Annotated in this window: 16 protein-coding genes; 4 read left to right on the plus strand and 12 right to left on the minus strand. The window is 50.3% G+C overall.

Features of this window, described 5'->3' with window-relative positions:
* Nucleotides 1–138 precede the first annotated feature (138 nt).
* The 7 genes from RIN67_RS07740 to pdhA all read right to left on the minus strand — a co-directional run bounded on the left by RIN67_RS07740 (nt 139) and on the right by pdhA (nt 7,195).
* A complete protein-coding gene (locus RIN67_RS07740; protein ID WP_264999302.1) occupies nt 139–933 on the minus strand; it encodes an inositol monophosphatase family protein in 795 nt (264 codons plus the stop codon).
* A 1-nt stretch (nt 934) separates the two neighbouring features.
* Entirely contained in the window at nt 935–1,228 is a 294-nt protein-coding gene (locus RIN67_RS07745) for a UPF0223 family protein (RefSeq protein ID WP_264999301.1), read from the minus strand.
* Entirely contained in the window at nt 1,229–2,134 is a 906-nt protein-coding gene (locus RIN67_RS07750) for a lactate dehydrogenase (RefSeq protein ID WP_264999300.1), read from the minus strand.
* A gap of 141 nt (nt 2,135–2,275) precedes the next feature.
* On the minus strand, nt 2,276–3,703 hold the full coding sequence (gene lpdA / locus RIN67_RS07755) for a dihydrolipoyl dehydrogenase (RefSeq protein ID WP_264999299.1): 1,428 nt from the start codon (nt 3,701–3,703) through the stop codon (nt 2,276–2,278).
* 6 nt (nt 3,704–3,709) lie between these two features.
* Nucleotides 3,710–5,026, minus strand: coding sequence for a 2-oxo acid dehydrogenase subunit E2 (locus tag RIN67_RS07760; protein ID WP_264999298.1), 1,317 nt, complete (start codon nt 5,024–5,026; stop codon nt 3,710–3,712).
* Nucleotides 5,027–5,099: 73 nt separating this feature from the next.
* A complete protein-coding gene (locus tag RIN67_RS07765; RefSeq protein ID WP_313825942.1) occupies nt 5,100–6,077 on the minus strand; it encodes an alpha-ketoacid dehydrogenase subunit beta in 978 nt (325 codons plus the stop codon).
* Between the two features lie 2 nt (nt 6,078–6,079).
* Complete coding sequence (pdhA, locus tag RIN67_RS07770; RefSeq protein WP_313825941.1) at nt 6,080–7,195, minus strand: pyruvate dehydrogenase (acetyl-transferring) E1 component subunit alpha; 1,116 nt, start codon at nt 7,193–7,195, stop codon at nt 6,080–6,082.
* 277 nt (nt 7,196–7,472) lie between these two features.
* Between pdhA and def the strand changes: the two genes are divergently transcribed.
* Complete coding sequence (gene def / locus RIN67_RS07775; RefSeq protein WP_107738633.1) at nt 7,473–8,033, plus strand: peptide deformylase; 561 nt, start codon at nt 7,473–7,475, stop codon at nt 8,031–8,033.
* Between the two features lie 78 nt (nt 8,034–8,111).
* On the opposite strand, the gene RIN67_RS07780 is transcribed toward def, so the two are convergent.
* Complete coding sequence (locus tag RIN67_RS07780) at nt 8,112–8,609, minus strand: hypothetical protein (protein WP_264999296.1); 498 nt, start codon at nt 8,607–8,609, stop codon at nt 8,112–8,114.
* A 202-nt stretch (nt 8,610–8,811) separates the two neighbouring features.
* On the opposite strand from RIN67_RS07780, the gene RIN67_RS07785 reads away from it, so the two are divergent.
* The 3 genes from RIN67_RS07785 (at nt 8,812) to RIN67_RS07795 (ending at nt 11,795) form a co-directional block, all read left to right on the plus strand.
* Nucleotides 8,812–9,030 carry a DNA-directed RNA polymerase subunit epsilon gene (locus RIN67_RS07785; protein ID WP_024746095.1) on the plus strand — a complete coding sequence of 73 codons (219 nt, stop codon included), beginning with the start codon at nt 8,812–8,814 and terminating at the stop codon, nt 9,028–9,030.
* Nucleotides 9,027–10,706, plus strand: a complete 1,680-nt coding sequence (gene rnjA, locus RIN67_RS07790; protein WP_313825940.1) for a ribonuclease J1 — start codon at nt 9,027–9,029, stop codon at nt 10,704–10,706. Before RIN67_RS07785 ends, rnjA begins: the two co-directional genes overlap by 4 nt.
* A 126-nt stretch (nt 10,707–10,832) precedes the next feature.
* Complete coding sequence (locus RIN67_RS07795; protein ID WP_264999294.1) at nt 10,833–11,795, plus strand: diacylglycerol/lipid kinase family protein; 963 nt, start codon at nt 10,833–10,835, stop codon at nt 11,793–11,795.
* Nucleotides 11,796–11,927: 132 nt separating this feature from the next.
* Here the strand turns inward: RIN67_RS07795 and RIN67_RS07800 are convergent, their stop codons facing one another.
* From RIN67_RS07800 to RIN67_RS07815, 4 genes are all read right to left on the minus strand, one after another.
* Nucleotides 11,928–12,134 (minus strand): hypothetical protein, encoded by a 207-nt coding sequence (locus tag RIN67_RS07800; RefSeq protein ID WP_024746092.1) that lies wholly within the window; start codon nt 12,132–12,134, stop codon nt 11,928–11,930.
* A gap of 154 nt (nt 12,135–12,288) precedes the next feature.
* Nucleotides 12,289–13,893: a LysM peptidoglycan-binding domain-containing protein gene (locus RIN67_RS07805; protein ID WP_264999293.1), complete on the minus strand. Its 1,605-nt coding sequence runs from the start codon at nt 13,891–13,893 to the stop codon at nt 12,289–12,291.
* A 466-nt stretch (nt 13,894–14,359) separates the two neighbouring features.
* Complete coding sequence (locus RIN67_RS07810) at nt 14,360–15,367, minus strand: DUF1002 domain-containing protein (protein WP_024746090.1); 1,008 nt, start codon at nt 15,365–15,367, stop codon at nt 14,360–14,362.
* 109 nt (nt 15,368–15,476) lie between these two features.
* A complete protein-coding gene (locus RIN67_RS07815) occupies nt 15,477–16,370 on the minus strand; it encodes a C40 family peptidase (RefSeq protein ID WP_264999292.1) in 894 nt (297 codons plus the stop codon).
* Nucleotides 16,371–16,521: the final 151 nt, after the last annotated feature.

Consider the following 16,521-nt stretch of genomic DNA (forward strand, 5'->3'; position numbering starts at 1 on the left):
AATATTTCTTCCTTTCGTGCTTGTTGAATTAGATGGATCACGGCATGTTTACAACAAGGTAAGCACGCTTAATTGTAGCGTCATTCAAGGGTAAAGTCCATCCATACCGCCCGGCCGCATAAAAAAACTGTGACCGTGTCACAGTGAGACGTCATCTTCTTCAATTCGGAGAATATCACGTTGCGCTTGTTCCGTCGCTACTAATACAAGGTTAGATGATAGCATATTGAGCGGCTGTCCGTCAATAGTTGAGGTCCGAATCCCTAATGTATTCAATAAGACTTGACCGGCCGCAAAGTCCCACGGCTTCAAATGTGAAATGTACCCTAAAGTTTTCCCCCGCATAATACTGATCATTTCAATCCCAGCGCTCCCGTAGATTCGCATCCCTGCGCTGGCGTGGACGATAGCCTGCGTGTGTGCCACGTCATGAATAACTAACGGTGCACTCATCCCAATCAAGCCATCCGCTAAAGCCAGATTGGCGGGCGCCAGTAGCGGCTGATCATTCGCCCAAACGCCGCCGACAACGGGACCGCCGGCGTAAACGACATCGTTCATGACATCATAAATAAAGCCCAACTGGCCCACACCATCTTGGTAAATCCCAATCATCATGGCAAAGTTATCCCGCTGTTTCACAAAATTCATGGTCCCATCAATGGGGTCCACGATCCAGACGCGGCCAGCCATGCTGGTCAGCTGATCACCAAAGCCTTCTTCTCCCAGAATCTGTGCTTGGGGGTCCAATTGCCGAATCCCACCAATCAGAAACTGCTCGTTCCCCTTATCCACGTTAGTTACTAGATCCTTGCGGCTAGTCTTTTCATCCACGGTTAAGGTCTGGTGCATCTTGGCTAGAACCTGTCGCCGCGCTTCTTTGAGTAAGGCAACAACATCGGTCTGTAACTGTTGCCAATTGGTTTCTGTCATGTTAACGCGTTCCTTTCATTTTTACTGATCCCGTTGCCGTCCGCGCCTGCTTCACGGTACGGTAAATACTGTACCCAGACACCTCTTCAAAGGCACGCCCCAATTGCTTTTCCTCAAACTTCTGGGGAACCACCGTCTGAAACGCCCGGTACGCGGTCAACAGCTCCTGGGCTGCAATCCCTTGAGGCTGTTCGTAGGCCGCTTCGACCGCCTGATAAAGTCGCGTAACGATTAGAATATCGTCGGTCGACCAGTCTGGTTGTAACGGATACGCATAATTTGATGTTGTCGCCATTTATTTTCCCTCCGTCTGTGCGGCCGTCAACGCCGCAATGGTGTCTTGAATCCGAGCAAGTTGCTGCTGATAAGCCTGTTGCTCTCCTTCGGCCAAACTCAAGTCGGTCAGCCCGCGTAACCCCTGCGGCGTGACTAAGACCGGACTCGAGGCCGCTAAAACCGGCTTAACGGCCTGCGGGTGAGTCACCGAGATAATGGGGGCCTGGTACGCCAAAAGACGCCGTAACAGACTGATCAGACTTACCAAACGCAAGGTGGTCAGTGAACCCGTAGCCTCGCGCTGCAACCAGGTCTCCATCTGACTTAAATCGTCGGCACTGACCTGTCCATCCGCATTGGCTAAATACATCAAGATGGGGATGGGACCCACGTAGGTCCGGCTCCACGCCACGATGGGCTCGCTAGCTTGACCGATCACGGTTGTCCGGACTGAATCGGGGCTCACCGCCAAGCGCTCCGCTAGCCGCGCCGTTAAGAGTTGTCCTAACGGCGCCGTTCCTAACCCCCAGACGCGTTCCCGGGCAATTCCCGAAAACTTCCAGGCAAAGTAGGTGAACACCTGATCCTGGTCCCCTGCGAAGACGAACTGCCCCTGAAATCCATTTTCCAAGACGCGACTCGTCAGTCGCCGTAATACCGCTAATTGTTCAGTCAACGGGCGCTCCGCGTGGGGTTGATCCAGCAAGACCAACCACTGGGCCTGACCATAATCCGCAGCTGTCCCTAAGCGCACCGTTAGTCGGGAACACAACGCACTAGCCACCACCAGCGGCTGATAAGTTGGCGCTTCCTCCGCGCGTTCTGGGACCACCACACAGGTCACGGGTAAGTCGGCTGTCAACAACTGCTGTAAGAGCTGTCGGACCTGGTCCGATGCCCCTTGAATCATCATGGTTGGGGCCATGGGCACCCCTCCTTTACTAGACTCCAATATCTTCTTTAATTATAAGTGAACTGCTTAGAATCGCAAGCACCCATTCCTGCCGATTCCACTAAAAAAGGACCCCCAAACGGGAGTCCTCCTTTAGTAACTTTTTCATAAACCTTAGATATGCGTTGGGAAGCCCAAAGCAATATCGGCAGTTTCTTGAATTGGTTCGTTCAGCGTTGGGTGTGGGTGAATGGTCAACGCTACGTCTTCAACGTTCAAGCCGTCGTTAACGATAATTGACAGTTCACCAGCCATGGTGCTGACTTCTGGGCCAACCGCTTGAGCACCCACGATGTTCTTGTTGTCGTCGTCCGTGTAGACGAAGCGAACAAAGCCATCTGGTGCGTCCAGTGAAACGGCCCGTGCATTCCCAGCAAATGGGAATTGTGCCGTCTTGACCTTGATTCCCTTATCCGTTGCTTGGCTCTTGGAGTACCCAACAGTCGTAATTTCCGGATCAGAGAAGCAAACAGCAGGAACGCCAACCCAGTCGTTAGCCGTCTTCTTACCAGCAATGGCACCGGCAGCCGTCTTGGCTTCAGCAAAGGCCTTATGTGCCAATGCAGGACCAGGAACACAGTCACCAATTGCCCAGATGTGCTCGGAAGCCGTCCGGCCTTGGTTATCAACTTCGATTTGGCCATGGTCGTTCATCTTAACGCCCGTGTATTCCAAACCAAGGTTGTCAGTGTTTGGCTTACGACCAACCGTCACCATGCAGTAATCAGCTTTAACCGTTGATTCCTTACCATCGACCGCGTAAGTAACTTCAACACCGTTGTCATCTTGCTTGGAGCCCTTAGCCATCGCATTCGTGATGACGTCAACGCCCTTCTTCTTCAACTTCTTCAGGACAACTGAAACCAGGTCCTTATCGAAGCCAGCCAGAATCGACTTGGTTCCTTCAATGATCGTGACGTGAGCCCCTAAGCTAGCGTAAGCACCAGCTAATTCAGTCCCAACGTAACCACCACCGATAACAACGAATTCCTTTGGAATTTCAGGCAGATTCAAGCCACCGGTAGAATCGACGACCCGACCTTCAAACTTGAAGCCAGGGATTTCGATTGGGTGTGAACCGGATGCAATAATGATGTTATTGTATTCGTAAGTCGCACCAGTATCCACGGACATGAACTGCTTTTCACCGGTTGGAATCACCCGTAATTGGGTGTCGCTCAAGAAGACCGCTTCCCCGTTGACCACATCAACGTGGTGCTTCTTCATCAGCATCTTAACGCCGCTGGTCATCCGATTAACGACCTTCTTTTGCTTCCATTCCTGAGTCTTCTTGAAGTCAATCGTTGCGTTATCCGTTGAGATACCGTAAGTTGAACCATCTTTGGCTTGTTCCAAACGGTGTCCCGCTTGAATCAAGGCCTTTGAAGGGACACAACCGACGTTCAAGCAGACACCACCCAGAGTATCGGACTTTTCAACCAAAGTGACCTTTTGGCCTAATTCGGAAGCCCGAATGGCGGCAACGTAACCGCCGGGTCCGGCACCGATGATGACGGTGTCCTTCTTTTCAACATCTGCCATATTATCCTACCCTTCCATTAACAACAATTCTGGATCGTGTAACATCTTGTTCATGTAGTTCAAAGCGTTCTGAGCTAACGCCCCATCGATCAGACGGTGGTCGTAACTCAAGGACAACTTCATCATCCGACCAACTACGATGTCGCCATCTTCGTTAACGATTGGCGCCTTTTCAATTCGGCCAACCCCTAAGATTGCAACTTCTGGTTGGTTGATAACTGGCGTGAACCAGCCGCCACCAATAGAACCAACGTTGGAAATGGTGATAGAACCACCGGCCATGGAATCTGGACTCAACTTCTTGTCGTAAGCAGCTTGAGTGTTTTCCGTGATTTCCTTAGCGATTTCAAACATACCCTTGGTATCAGCAGCCTTGATGTTTGGTACGTAAAGACCATCATCCGTGTTGGTTGCAATCCCGATGTTGTAGTAGTGTTTGTAAACAATTTCTTGGGTAGTGTCATCAATCGAGGCGTTCAGTTCTGGGAACTTCTTGATCGTGGCAACCAATGCCTTCACGATGTAAGGCAAGAAGGTCAAGTGAATGTCTTGGTCAGCAGCCATTTGCTTGTACTTCTTCCGGTTAGCCATCAACTTCGTCACGTCAACTTCATCAAATGAGGTAACGTGTGGGGCAATGTCTTTAGAAGTCCGCATGCTCTTGGCAATAATCTTCCGCATTGCAGACATTGGTTCACGCGTCTCCAAATCTGGTTGATCGGACTTCCAAGGCTTGATAGCTTGGCCAGCAGCGGCTTTGCCTTCAGCAGCTGGCGCAGCAGCGGCAGCAGCCGGTGCAGCGGCACCATTGAAGTTATCAATGTCAGCCTTCAAGACTTGGCCGTGGTTCCCGGTTGGGGCAACCAAGGTAATGTCAACGCCCTTGTCCCGTGCGTATTGACGGACGGAAGGCATTGCCATAACCAACTTATTTGGATCAGAAGCAGCTGGTACCCCAGTTGGGGCTGCGGCAGGAGCTGGTGCAGCTGGCTTTTCAGGAGCTGGCGCAGCTTCTTCCTTAGGTGCTTCTTCCTTTGCGTCGTCATCGGCGTCACTCGCCTTGGTCAAGTCAGGTGCCGTATCGGAACCATCATCGATCACGATCAGTGGATCACCAATTTCAACCGTGTCGCCTTCTTGAGCGACGATTTGTGAAACCTTCCCAGCAACGGGAGAAGGTAATTCGGAAACAGACTTATCGTTTTGGATTTCGACTAACGTGTCGTCTTCCTTAACCTCGTCTCCTTCTTTAACTAGCCATGAAGAAATTTCGCCTTCGGCCATTCCTTCACCCAGTTCTGGGAGTTTGAACGTATAAGCCATGGGAAAACTTCCTTTCTTATCGTTTAATGCAGGGTGTCTCCCACATTGATATTTTTATCGTTTAAATTTTAATTTAGTAATTGACGATTTCGCGAGCCTTAGCTTCGATGTCGTCAGCATTTGGAATCCAGTCGCCTTCAGCTTGGGCAAATGGGTAAACGCTATCTGGCGCAGCTACCCGGCCAATTGGGGCGTCCAAGGACATGATCTTTTCTTCGGCAATGTCAGATGCAACAATCGCACCAACTCCGGCCATCCGTTGTGCTTCTTGCACAATAACAACCTTGTGAGTCTTGTCGATGGAAGCAAAGACCGTGTCCGTGTCGATTGGTGACAAGGAACGTAAGTCAATAACTTCAGCAGAGATGTTGTCCTTAGCTAAAGCATCTGCGGCGCTAAGTGCTTCGTTAACTTCAGCACTGTAGGCAACCAACGTAACGTCGGAACCTTCACGAACTACCTTAGCGGAGTCCAACGGAACCGTGTACTTGTCATCTGGCACTTCATCCTTCATTGAACGATAAAGCTTCAAGTTTTCCATAAAGAGAACTGGATCGTCGCTTTCAACGGCGGAGATGATCAGGCCCTTAGCATCGTATGGGTTTGCAGGGGTAACCACCCGCAGACCTGGGGTGCTAACAAAGTAGTTTTCCAGGTTATCGGAGTGCATTTCAGCAGTGTGCGTCCCACCACCGAATGGTGTCCGAATCGTAACAGGGAACTTCTTTTGGCCACCGAACCGGTAGTGGTCACGTGCTAATTGACCAACAATCCCGTCCATGGCTTCGAACGTGAATCCCATAAATTGAATTTCTGGGATTGGACGCCAACCGGTCAATGACAGACCAATTGCTAAGCCTAAGATACCTGATTCAGCCAATGGCGTATCGAATACCCGGTCTTCACCGTACTTGTCTTGCAAGCCGACAGTCGTCCGGAACACACCACCGTTTTTACCAACATCTTCACCGAAGATCAGAGTCTTTGAATCGTCGTTTAAGACTTGATCTAGTCCAGAAGTGATCGCTTTGATGTACGTCATTTTAGCCATGATTACTTCGACTCCTTTGCTTCAAATTCTGCAATTTGCTTCTTAACCGCTGGAGTAGGAACATCGTAAGTCCACTTCAAGAAGTCGGAAACCTTTTGTGCTGGAGCAGCTTCTGCTTCCTTCATCGCGTTCTTAAATTCGTCCTTGTATTCTTCAACCAACTTGTCTTCTTGGTCTTGAGACCAAAGCTTCTTGTCGGTCAAAACTTTACGCATCCGAATGAGTGGGTCAGCATCGAACCAAGGCTTTTCTTCTTCCTTAGTCCGGTAACGTGAAGGATCATCACCGGCTGATGAGTGAGCACCGTAACGGTAAGTTAAGGTTTCGATGACCACTGGACCATTGCCGGCAGCGGCAAATTCACGTGCTTCCTTAGCAACTTCGTGAACGGCCACGATATCCATCCCATCAACTTGGACGGAAGGAACACCCATGGCAACGGCCTTTTGTGCTAAGGTTTCAGCAGCAGTTTGCTTACGACGTGGGACAGAAATTGCCCAGCCGTTGTTTTGAACAAAGAAGACAGCAGGTGCTTGGTAAGCAGAAGTGAAGTTAATCCCTTCGTACCAGTCACCTTGTGACGTACCACCATCACCGGTGTAAACAAAGGCAACGCGGTCTTTGTCGCCGTTCTTTTGAATCCCCAGGGCAACCCCGGCAGTTTCAACGTATTGGGCACCGATGATAATTTGTGGGAAGATCATGTTCGGGTTATCGTATTGATTCCCTTGAATATGACCCTTGGACCATAAGAAACCTTTAGCAACGCTTGCGCCGTGTTGAATCATTTGCGGGAGGTCACGGTAAGCAGGTAACAAGAAGTCTTGTTCCTTGAAAGCCGTGACACTACCCATTTCACTAGCTTCCTCACCGGCAGTTGGAGCATAGAACCCCAGACGACCTTGACGAGAGAAGTTCATCGTTTGTTCGTGTAAAGTACGTTCCCAAACCATTTTCTTCATAAAGTCAACAAGCTGGTCATCTGAATATTTTGCCAACGTATCTGGATCGACAACCTTACCTTCCCGATCAATAACTTGAACCGGGTGTTTGTATGAATCGGCCATCGTAGCTTTGATTTTGGCAAAGTCTACAATCTGTTTGCTTCCATTAGCCATAAGTAACACTTTCCTTTCACTTTATATGAAATGTTAACTAGAAGTGAGTCAACGTTGCGTTTCCTGACTACGTTTATAAAGTACCATTTTTTCATAATTCTTGCAAGCCCTTTCATTGAGATTAAATAAGGGATTCGGCCAAATCCCTACTGTGGCCGGCGGTTTCCCATTTTCGGTTTTTTTTGAAAACCGAAACCGTTTTCTTTTCATTTCATTTTTCATAAAAAGTATGCTAGAATAATTGGTAACTACGATTATTTTTGCGGAGGTAATGCCCTTGTTTCTGATGAAAGACATCGTTCGCGACGGCGATCCCGTTCTGCGGCAAGAAGCCGCTGACGTTCAATTTCCGTTGTCTGCGGAAGACCAACAATTAGCAAAGGACCTCATGGAATACCTCGTGGTATCCCAAGATCCAGAACAATGTAAGAAGTATGGTTTACGAGCCGGCGTCGGATTAGCTGCGCCCCAGGTCGGCGTCTCTAAGAAGATGGCGTCCGTTCTAGTTCCCCCGACTGAAGAGGGCGGCGAATCCCCCTTCACCGACGTGATCATCAACCCCGTCATCGTCTCCGAATCCGTTCAGGCCGGAGCCTTAACGGAAGGTGAAGGTTGCTTGTCCGTCGATAAAGACGTTCCCGGCTTCGTTCCCCGGCACGACCGCATCACCCTTCGGTACTACGACGTTAATGGTGAAAAACATCAATTACGCTTAAAGAACTACCCCGCCATTGTGTGCCAACACGAAATTGACCACTTACATGGCATTCTATTCTACGATCACATCAACAAGGATCAACCCTTCACCCGCGATGATGACATGGTCATGATCGACTAGTGAACCTTAAAAACGCCGTCCGAAAAATCGGACGACGTTTTTTTCTACTATAGATACTGTCATTATATTGTGATAATTTTAACGAATTACCGGATCATTAAGTTTCTTGAGGTCCTGTAGGTATTCTACGGTCGACTCATTCATTAAGTAAGCCACGTCGAGGTGTAGCTGGTCTTCGTAGACCCAGATGTCACTCACGATGAACGCCGAGCCCGGCACACACCCCCGGATTTCATGATCCGCGCTAAACCGATCCAGGGCCAAATTCAAAGCCTGCTCCAACTGCGGTAGCCGCTTCTCCGTATCCATCCCCACGGTCATGGTATACTCAAAAGCCATCACCCCGCGTCCCCAGACATCCGCCACCGTAACGGACGGTGACAACTGCGCCTCTTCTTCGGTCAGGACCTCCTGGTTAACTAAGCGTTGTATTGCCGCTTGCACCGCCACATCGGTCTCCGTCTGCGCTGAGTGCCGGACGATCCGGGTCGCCCGTTGAACCACCATGTGGTGAATCAACACGTAGACCACCCACGCAATGATAATCCCAATAATGATCTCAATAATTAAGGCCATGGCGGTTCCTCCATTTCGATTTTCGGTTAATCTCATCATAGCATGAATTCCGGTCTAGTGGTAATTCTATACAATCTCCTGAAACTATGCTAAAATTGTGCTAATTGTTGTGTAAGCAACCCGCAGTTCGGCAAGAACAAAATATCTAATTCGTCGCTTAAGATAGGACGAATTAACTCTACTAAACAAAGGAGTCTTGTTAGTGATTTACAAAGTTTATTACCAAGAGGACAAAAAGCGGAATCCTAAGCGCGAGGATACCCACTCACTCTATTTGGAAGCGGCCACTGAAGTTGAAGCCCGGGCCCAAGTTGAGGAGCATACGGAATACAATATCGAGTTTCTCGAAGCCATCGAGGGTAACACCTTGGCTTACGAGCAACAGAATCCTAATTACAAATTAACGGAGTTCAATGAATGAACAAGTTAAACGTCAAAAATAACGAGACCGCTATCTTTGGCGTGGGTGGATTAGGCGAAATCGGGAAAAACACTTACGGTATTCAGTTTCAAGATGAAATCATCTTAATTGATGCTGGGATTAAATTTCCTGAAGATGAGTTATTAGGGATCGACTACGTTATCCCCGATTACCAATACCTCGTTGAAAACCAATCCAAAATCAAGGCGCTAGTGATTACCCACGGCCACGAAGACCATATTGGCGGAATCCCTTATTTGCTACAAGCGCTAAACGTCCCTGTCTATGCAGGGCCCTTAGCCTTGGCTCTCATCAAGAACAAACTTGAAGAACACGGATTACTGAAATCAACCGAATTACACGCAATTGACGATGATACGGTACTCAAGTTCCGCAAGATGAGTGTTTCCTTCTTCCGGACGACCCACTCGATTCCCGATACGCTGGGAATCGCGGTCCATACCCCGGTAGGAACCATTGTCGAAACGGGGGACTACAAGTTCGACCTGACGCCCGTTACCAACCAGCCGCCTGATCTACAAAAGATGGCGAAGTTAGGTGCTGATGGGGTCTTATGCTTGATGTCCGATAGTACCAACGCTGAACGTCCGATCTGGACCAAGTCCGAAAAATGGGTCGGCAAATCCATTCGGCGGATCTTCGACCAAGTTGAAGGTCGGGTCATCTTTGCCACCTTCGCGTCCAACATCTCGCGAATTGAAACGGCTTGCGAAACGGCCCTTGCCCATGGGCGTAAGATTGCGGTCTTCGGTCGTTCGATGGAAGCAGCCATCGTCAACGGTCGGGAACTGGGCTACCTGAATATTCCCGATGACGCCTTAGTTGACGCCACCGCAATCCGTTCCCTCCCCGCTGACAAGGTCATGATCCTATGTACCGGGTCGCAGGGTGAACCCATGGCGGCCCTTTCACGGATTGCTAACGGGACCCACCGGCAGATTTCTATCCAACCGGGCGATACGGTGGTCTTCTCCAGTAACCCAATTCCTGGGAACACGATTTCCGTAAACCGGGTGATCAACGAGCTGGAAGAGGCTGGCGCAACCGTCATTCACGGTAAGGTCAACAACATTCACACTTCCGGTCACGGTGGTCAAGAAGAACAGAAGCTGATGCTCCGGCTGATGCAACCTAAGTTCTTCATGCCGATTCACGGGGAATACCGGATGCTAAAGATCCATACCGAGCTGGCAGAACAGTGTGGCGTCCCGTTGGACCATAGTTTCATTCTGCAAAACGGGGATGTCCTGGCATTGACCAAGGATACCGCCCGGATTGCGGGCCACTTCGCTGCGGGCGACGTCTATATCGACGGCTCCGGTATCGGTGATATTGGCAACGTGGTCTTACGCGACCGTCAATTATTATCTGAAGAAGGTTTAGTCGTTGTTGTCGCAACGATTGACCTGAAAAATCAAGAGATCAAGGTTGGCCCTGACCTCCTTTCCCGCGGATTCGTCTACATGCGCGAATCCGGTGAGTTACTAAACGAAGGTCGTCGGCGCGTCTTTCAGACGATTCGGCGGGCCATGCGCAATCCGAAGGCGACTGAAGCCTCGATTCGCAATGCCGTCATCGATGATTTACAAAACTTCCTGTTTGAAAAGACGGAACGGCACCCAATGATTCTGCCAATGTTTATCATGACGAAGTAGCTTACTCCGATTAGGGATGCCTCAGTGCATCCCTTTTCTTATGAGCTGATAAAGTTGTGCATGAAATACTAGGCAGCCCGAAAAAAGTCCGTTATAATACAAGAGAGAAAAATTGAGAGGAGCAGTATGGTGAGTGTCCAGTACTATATCATCTTAAACGAGCATGCGGGGAGTGGTCGCGCTGGCACCCTGTGGCCCCAGATCAAAGAACAGTTGGCGGCCGACCAAGTGACTTATCAAGTGGTCACTTCAGAATACCCCAACCATGCCATCCTCCTAAGCGAACAATTCGCCAAGCAAGTTCCGGACCAGGCGAACCAGAACTGGGTCGTTTTAGCCATTGGCGGTGACGGAACGTTGCATCAAGCCATTAACGGGCTAAATCAACACCCCCGCCAACATCCCATTCCAGTGGCCTACCTACCCGTAGGCTCTGGTAACGATTTTGCCCGGGGGGCGGGAATGGCTTTAGATTGGCAGACCGCGTTAACCCAGATTATTCGGTGCACCCACCCCACCACCTACGATATCGGGACCTATAACGAAACGATCAAGCAGGAACGGGGCATCTTTACCAACAACTTGGGGATCGGATTCGACGCCGGGATTATCGCTCAAGCCAACCAATCCAAAACCAAGGTCTGGCTCAATAAGCACCACCTCGGCTCCCTGTCCTATCTGGCATCCGCCCTGGACGTTTATTACAACCAGACGGGGTTCACTTTGACGGTCCACGTAGGGCAGCAACGTGACATCTACCCCAACGCTTTTTTGGTGACCACCACCAACCACCCCTACTTCGGGGGTGGCGTCGGAATTGCGCCTAACGCCACGCTCACGGACCACCGATTACACTTAGTGGTCATTGAGAAGCCAAACTTTTTCAAGCTTCTCTGGTTAGCGCTACGCCTGGTCTTTAAGCGTCACTTAACGTCTAAGGCCGTTCACTACTATCAGGCCGCCAATATCCATTTGACCGTCCCGGCTATCGAATACGGGCAATTAGACGGCGAAGAGATGGGTGGCCGCTTCTTTGACGTCTATATTGGCATTGACCAGTATCCTTTTTGGGTCGACGTCACCATTTAAGTTCACTTCTAACGCGAGGAGCCTTGGCTCCTTGCGTTTTTTAACGTCTACTCACCAAAAAGGTCCTCATCAAAACCACCACGGCTTTGATGAGGACCTTTTATGACCAATTAATGGTCGTTTTGTTTAAGATTAATCTTCCGAAGCATCCATTGCTTCCAGAATCATATCAAGCTGAGCGCACTTATTGGTGAGATACGTCATCTCGTTCCCGTAACGGGGTTCGATCGTAACGGTCTCGTGACTAGCCTGTACGTTAACCGACTCTTGCCGCTTAAGCGTCGCTAATTGCGAATTCGCTTGCCGATACTCCGCAAGAATCTCCATCCGATTACTCATAACCTTCAACAACTCCTTTAACAAATTTGGTGAAAATTATCGTTCCATAAAATGACTACTGGAAGATAATACCACGCTGTTTTCAATTTGTTAACGATTATCTTAATCTTTTTCAGCGAATTGTTGAATTTGGCTAAACAAGCCCCCATCAGTCCTACTTCAACGTCCCCGCAAAGGATGGCATGAAGTACTTACTGATCGTCTGGACAGAAACGTTCTGACCAGGCGCTGGTGCGGCTACGAACTCACCGTTGCCTAAGTAAATGGCGTCATGGTAGGTGGCACCCTTACTTCCCCAGAAGAGCAGATCGCCGGGTTGGGCGGACGCAACGGAGTGCGTCGTGACCCGTGACTCTTGGGCCACCGTACTATGTGGCAGGCTAATTCCGCTAGCATGCTGGTAAACGTACGCCACGAAACCAGAGCAGTCCATCCCACTCAATGAAGAACCACCCCAAACGTACGGAATGTTCGCACTAGCTAGCTTTAAAGCTAACCCCGTCACAGAACCACTAGTCAAGCCAGCGGTATTCTTCTTAGTTGTCGTTGAACTAGCGCTCGCTGCAGTGGTCGACGTCGTTGCCTGCTTAGACTGGCTAACCGTGCTAGTCGCACTACTGCTGGTTGCACTGGCGGTAGAACTGGAACTAGTTGCCGTCGCCTGCCGTTGGGACTGGCTCACACGATTAGTCGTGCTTGAGCTGACGCTAGCGCGGTAGGCACTGATCTTAGCCCGTCGAGGCGTCTTAACTGCCTTAGGGGCCTGCTTAACCGTCTTGGTCGTGGCAGCTCGGGTAACTGGCGTCTGAGAGGTCTGCGTTGCTTGGATGGCCTGTGACTGCGTGCTGGATTGTTTCGTCTTAACCGTTGCCTGCCGCGTCGTGGTTACGGCTTGACTTTGAGACTGGGTTGAACTACTCGATTGACTAGCGGAAGGCGCCTTAGCCGTTGCCTGACTCGTGGCCGCCGAACTAGTCGTCGCCGTAGTCGCGGACTGAGCTGACGTCACACTGCTAGACTGAGCCGCCTTGGACGTAGCCTGCTGTTGCGATGTAGACTGACGCTGCGCAGTGGTGGTTTGGGCCCGCGACGTTGGTGTCGCAGATTCTGCGTGCTGATAAGTCTTGGCTACGGTACTACTGCTGCTGGCACTAGCGGCCGCACTGGTGGTCGCAGTTGCCGATTGACCAGTCGTAGTCGTCGATTGAGTGGCCGCTGAATTCGTTGATGCAGACGATTGCCGTTGTTGCTGCTGGCTCGCCGCGGCCTGTTGCTGTGCGAGAATCTGGGCCTGGAAAGCACTTGCTTGCTTGGTAATCTTCTGACTGATAACTGGTGCCACCGATTCAGCCTGGGTACCCGTCACATCACCCGCGGTTGGGATCGTCAGTTTTTGGCCCACGCTAAGCATGGCCCCCGTCAGGTGGTTCGCCTTTTGCAGTGCGGCCACCGTGGTGTGATAGTGTTGCGCTAAGTCCCACAGCGTATCCCCAGATTTAATCGTATAAGTTTTTTGATTGTTCTTGGTAACTTGTAACCGTTGCCCAATAAAGATCAGGTCGGTGTTCGTGTCTAGTGAGTTTTGTTCTTCTAGCGTCTGAATGGAGACCCCGTACTTCTGGGACAATCCCCAAACGGTGTCTCCCGCTTGTACTTGAATGCTGTTCGCACTGGCGGTCAATTGTGCGCCGGCTGCTAAGGCTCCGAGAGCGCCAACCACGCCAACTGCGACTTTAGTTTTCCGTTGACTTGTACTCATCTTCACACACACGTCCTTTTATTCCTTGATTTTCCCGCACCGCCAGCTGTACGCACCAGTCGGTCGCGGTGGTTCATAGTGAATACGACTCATAAACTTATCTTACCACACGTTTTCCGCGATTCTTGTGAATTATTAAGGATTCCTTAACGGATTATCCGTCAAAAACGTTTGTTCGCGTTAAGCGGTTTCTAATTTTTAGTTTTTCCTGAAATCCTATTCTATCAGTACACAGCCGGCACTTTAAACGGAACAAGTGTTCATTTCGAAATGTCAATCATTTTTCTCACTTTTACAAATTCGGTTAGCAACCGTTATCAAAGCGGTTACTTGTAGGCTACATGTTTAACGCCCAGCCCCATTTTGCATATTACAAGTGACCGTGCTAACGCTTAGTTTGTGAAATTTAAAAATGGCCACAAAAAAATGAGAGATTGCTCTCTCATTGATTCGCTCACCGTCTTAATTAGTTGAATAACCCTTTGAAAAAGTTGACAATACTGTTCCAGATCCGTGCAATAAAGTTCTCTGCCTGTTGGGCATCGGCGCGGTTGGCGAAGTCTTTCAAGCTAGCCATTTTGTTCCCAATACTGTTTGCCAAGTTATTGGCCACGTTGGTCACATTGGTGATATAGCTCTTACTGGTCGAGACCGGGGCTTGTTGGACTTTGCTCAACGCAATGGAAATGTTATTGATCTGCGTTTGCGTCGTTTGGCTAGAAATTCCCTGCTTAGCCAAAGCCTTGGCTAGCATCTCTTGAATGTCCGCCTTAGTCGCCAACTCGTCTCCGTTTTGGCGTTGCTTAGCGAGGTCTGAGGAAACGGACCCCACCGCCGCCATCAACTTACCAGGGTACTTTTTATCATCATTATTCGCATTGATCGCTGGTTGGGTGGCATCTAAGACCCCGTTAGCCGCCTGCGTATTCTGGGCATTTAGGCTCAGGCCATCGGTCGCTAAAGCCTTATAAACCCCCGTAAGTGCAGACTCACCGGAAACCGTCTTATCCGCCGTCACCGTAATAATCACGTCCTTAACACCGGCCATGGTGGCGACCATGGCATACTGTTGGGAGGTTACCTGTGTAATGTTATTGCTACCATTATAGTCGGCAATGTTGACCTTGACCCCCGTGCCCGGGTCCGCTGGCGCCAGAGACACCGAACTGATCATGCTGGCATCACTAGTTCCCGCGGAGTTCAGGTACTGGGCATAATCGCTTCCAGTCACGGTGAGAGCTGTGTAATTTGACTTTACCCCCAACGCGGTTGCGACCGTGTCCTTGTCCTCACTGGCCAACCCGGAGCCGTACACCACGTAGGCCTTGGATAATGCCTTAGTTTGTACGGCACTGCCGCTAGTCGCTGAACTACTGGTCGTATCCGTCGTGTCGGCATGGGCGAAGACCATTCCACTTAAGGTCAGTGTCGCAACCACCGTTGCCAAGCCGAGAATGACGCGTTTTAATTTCATCATTGATTGTCCTCTTCTTTCAAGTCATTAATGGATCCTACTCACATGTTTAGTATAGCAGGTCAATGACGCCAAAGCGCCAATTCAAGAGGACCTTAGAAGATTCTTATTATTGCCAGAAACGCCGTGCCCCAGCATATTCTGCGGCATACTTAGCCGTGGTCATCGGGATGACTTCTACCGTTAGCCCCGGTTTCGGCGCATGCAACATCTGCCCTTCTCCCGCGTAAATGCCGACATGGTGAATCGTCCCCATGCCGTGATCCGTCGCGAAGAAGACCAGGTCGCCCACCGCTAATTCCTCCGGCGCGACCGGATAACCATTGGCGTATTGATCTTGTGCGTCCCGCGGAACCGCGTAATCCAAGGCCCGGTGAAGCGCATAGACCAGGCCCGAACAGTCAAAGCCCTGGGGTGTAATCCCGCCCCAGAGATAGGGGGTCCCCAAGAACTGCCGGCCTAACGCCAATAAGCGGTCCCCATCATCGGCTCCACTCACGTTGACCGTCGCCGCAGAAGCCGCAATCAGTCCCGCGCCTAATGGTGTCATCACGTGAATCTCTTGAGCATCCTGACCCGTGGTGGTCAAGATAGTCCCCATTGGCAGTGCCATGACGACTTGTCCCTGCTCATCTAAAAGGTCGGTTTGCGGGTGGACCAACCGCACCGTGGTGGTCGGGTAATCCAATTCACTGTCCGTCGCCGTCAGTTGCGCCACGGGAACCCAACCCGGGTACCCCCGCCGCTCTTGCCGGTTATTCTGCTTGGTCACAAAGATGTGGGCCCACTGTCCTTCGACCCGGTCTAAAATGACCCGATCGTTGAATAGCGCCTCCGTCACGATGACGTTTTGGTCGGCCAACCGCTCCCGGTCAGCATCTTTGAGTTGCTTTAACCAAGCTGAGATATCGCCATCAGCCAGGTACGACTGGTCCGCTTTCGTAGCACTGGTTGGCGTCGCCCACACCAAAGCCGTCGGCACTTTGATCCGTCGAATTTCCATAAAACCGCCTCCAAATCCTTTACCCCCAATATACCAATAATCACCTCAACTTACTAGAACCTAAGCCACTTTAGTCTCTAAATGGTTAAAAAGAACTTAGTCTAAAATCCACCTGGTTCGGCACTAACCTCACCGTCTTAACCCGGGGTTC

Source organism: Levilactobacillus namurensis, from assembly GCF_032197885.1.
GTDB lineage: Bacteria > Bacillota > Bacilli > Lactobacillales > Lactobacillaceae > Levilactobacillus > Levilactobacillus namurensis_A.

Excerpts from the sequence above, each read along its gene's own strand:
- RIN67_RS07740 (WP_264999302.1), bottom strand. The coding sequence starts at position 933 with ATGACAGAAACCAATTGGCAACAGTTACAGACCGATGTTGTTGCCTTA.
- RIN67_RS07745 (WP_264999301.1), bottom strand. The coding sequence starts at position 1,228 with ATGGCGACAACATCAAATTATGCGTATCCGTTACAACCAGACTGGTCG.
- RIN67_RS07750 (WP_264999300.1), bottom strand. The coding sequence starts at position 2,134 with ATGGCCCCAACCATGATGATTCAAGGGGCATCGGACCAGGTCCGACAG.
- lpdA (WP_264999299.1), bottom strand. The coding sequence starts at position 3,703 with ATGGCAGATGTTGAAAAGAAGGACACCGTCATCATCGGTGCCGGACCC.
- RIN67_RS07760 (WP_264999298.1), bottom strand. The coding sequence starts at position 5,026 with ATGGCTTATACGTTCAAACTCCCAGAACTGGGTGAAGGAATGGCCGAA.
- RIN67_RS07765 (WP_313825942.1), bottom strand. The coding sequence starts at position 6,077 with ATGGCTAAAATGACGTACATCAAAGCGATCACTTCTGGACTAGATCAA.
- pdhA (WP_313825941.1), bottom strand. The coding sequence starts at position 7,195 with ATGGCTAATGGAAGCAAACAGATTGTAGACTTTGCCAAAATCAAAGCT.
- RIN67_RS07780 (WP_264999296.1), bottom strand. The coding sequence starts at position 8,609 with ATGGCCTTAATTATTGAGATCATTATTGGGATTATCATTGCGTGGGTG.
- rnjA (WP_313825940.1), top strand. The coding sequence starts at position 9,027 with ATGAACAAGTTAAACGTCAAAAATAACGAGACCGCTATCTTTGGCGTG.
- RIN67_RS07795 (WP_264999294.1), top strand. The coding sequence starts at position 10,833 with ATGGTGAGTGTCCAGTACTATATCATCTTAAACGAGCATGCGGGGAGT.
- RIN67_RS07800 (WP_024746092.1), bottom strand. The coding sequence starts at position 12,134 with ATGAGTAATCGGATGGAGATTCTTGCGGAGTATCGGCAAGCGAATTCG.
- RIN67_RS07805 (WP_264999293.1), bottom strand. The coding sequence starts at position 13,893 with ATGAGTACAAGTCAACGGAAAACTAAAGTCGCAGTTGGCGTGGTTGGC.
- RIN67_RS07810 (WP_024746090.1), bottom strand. The coding sequence starts at position 15,367 with ATGAAATTAAAACGCGTCATTCTCGGCTTGGCAACGGTGGTTGCGACA.
- RIN67_RS07815 (WP_264999292.1), bottom strand. The coding sequence starts at position 16,370 with ATGGAAATTCGACGGATCAAAGTGCCGACGGCTTTGGTGTGGGCGACG.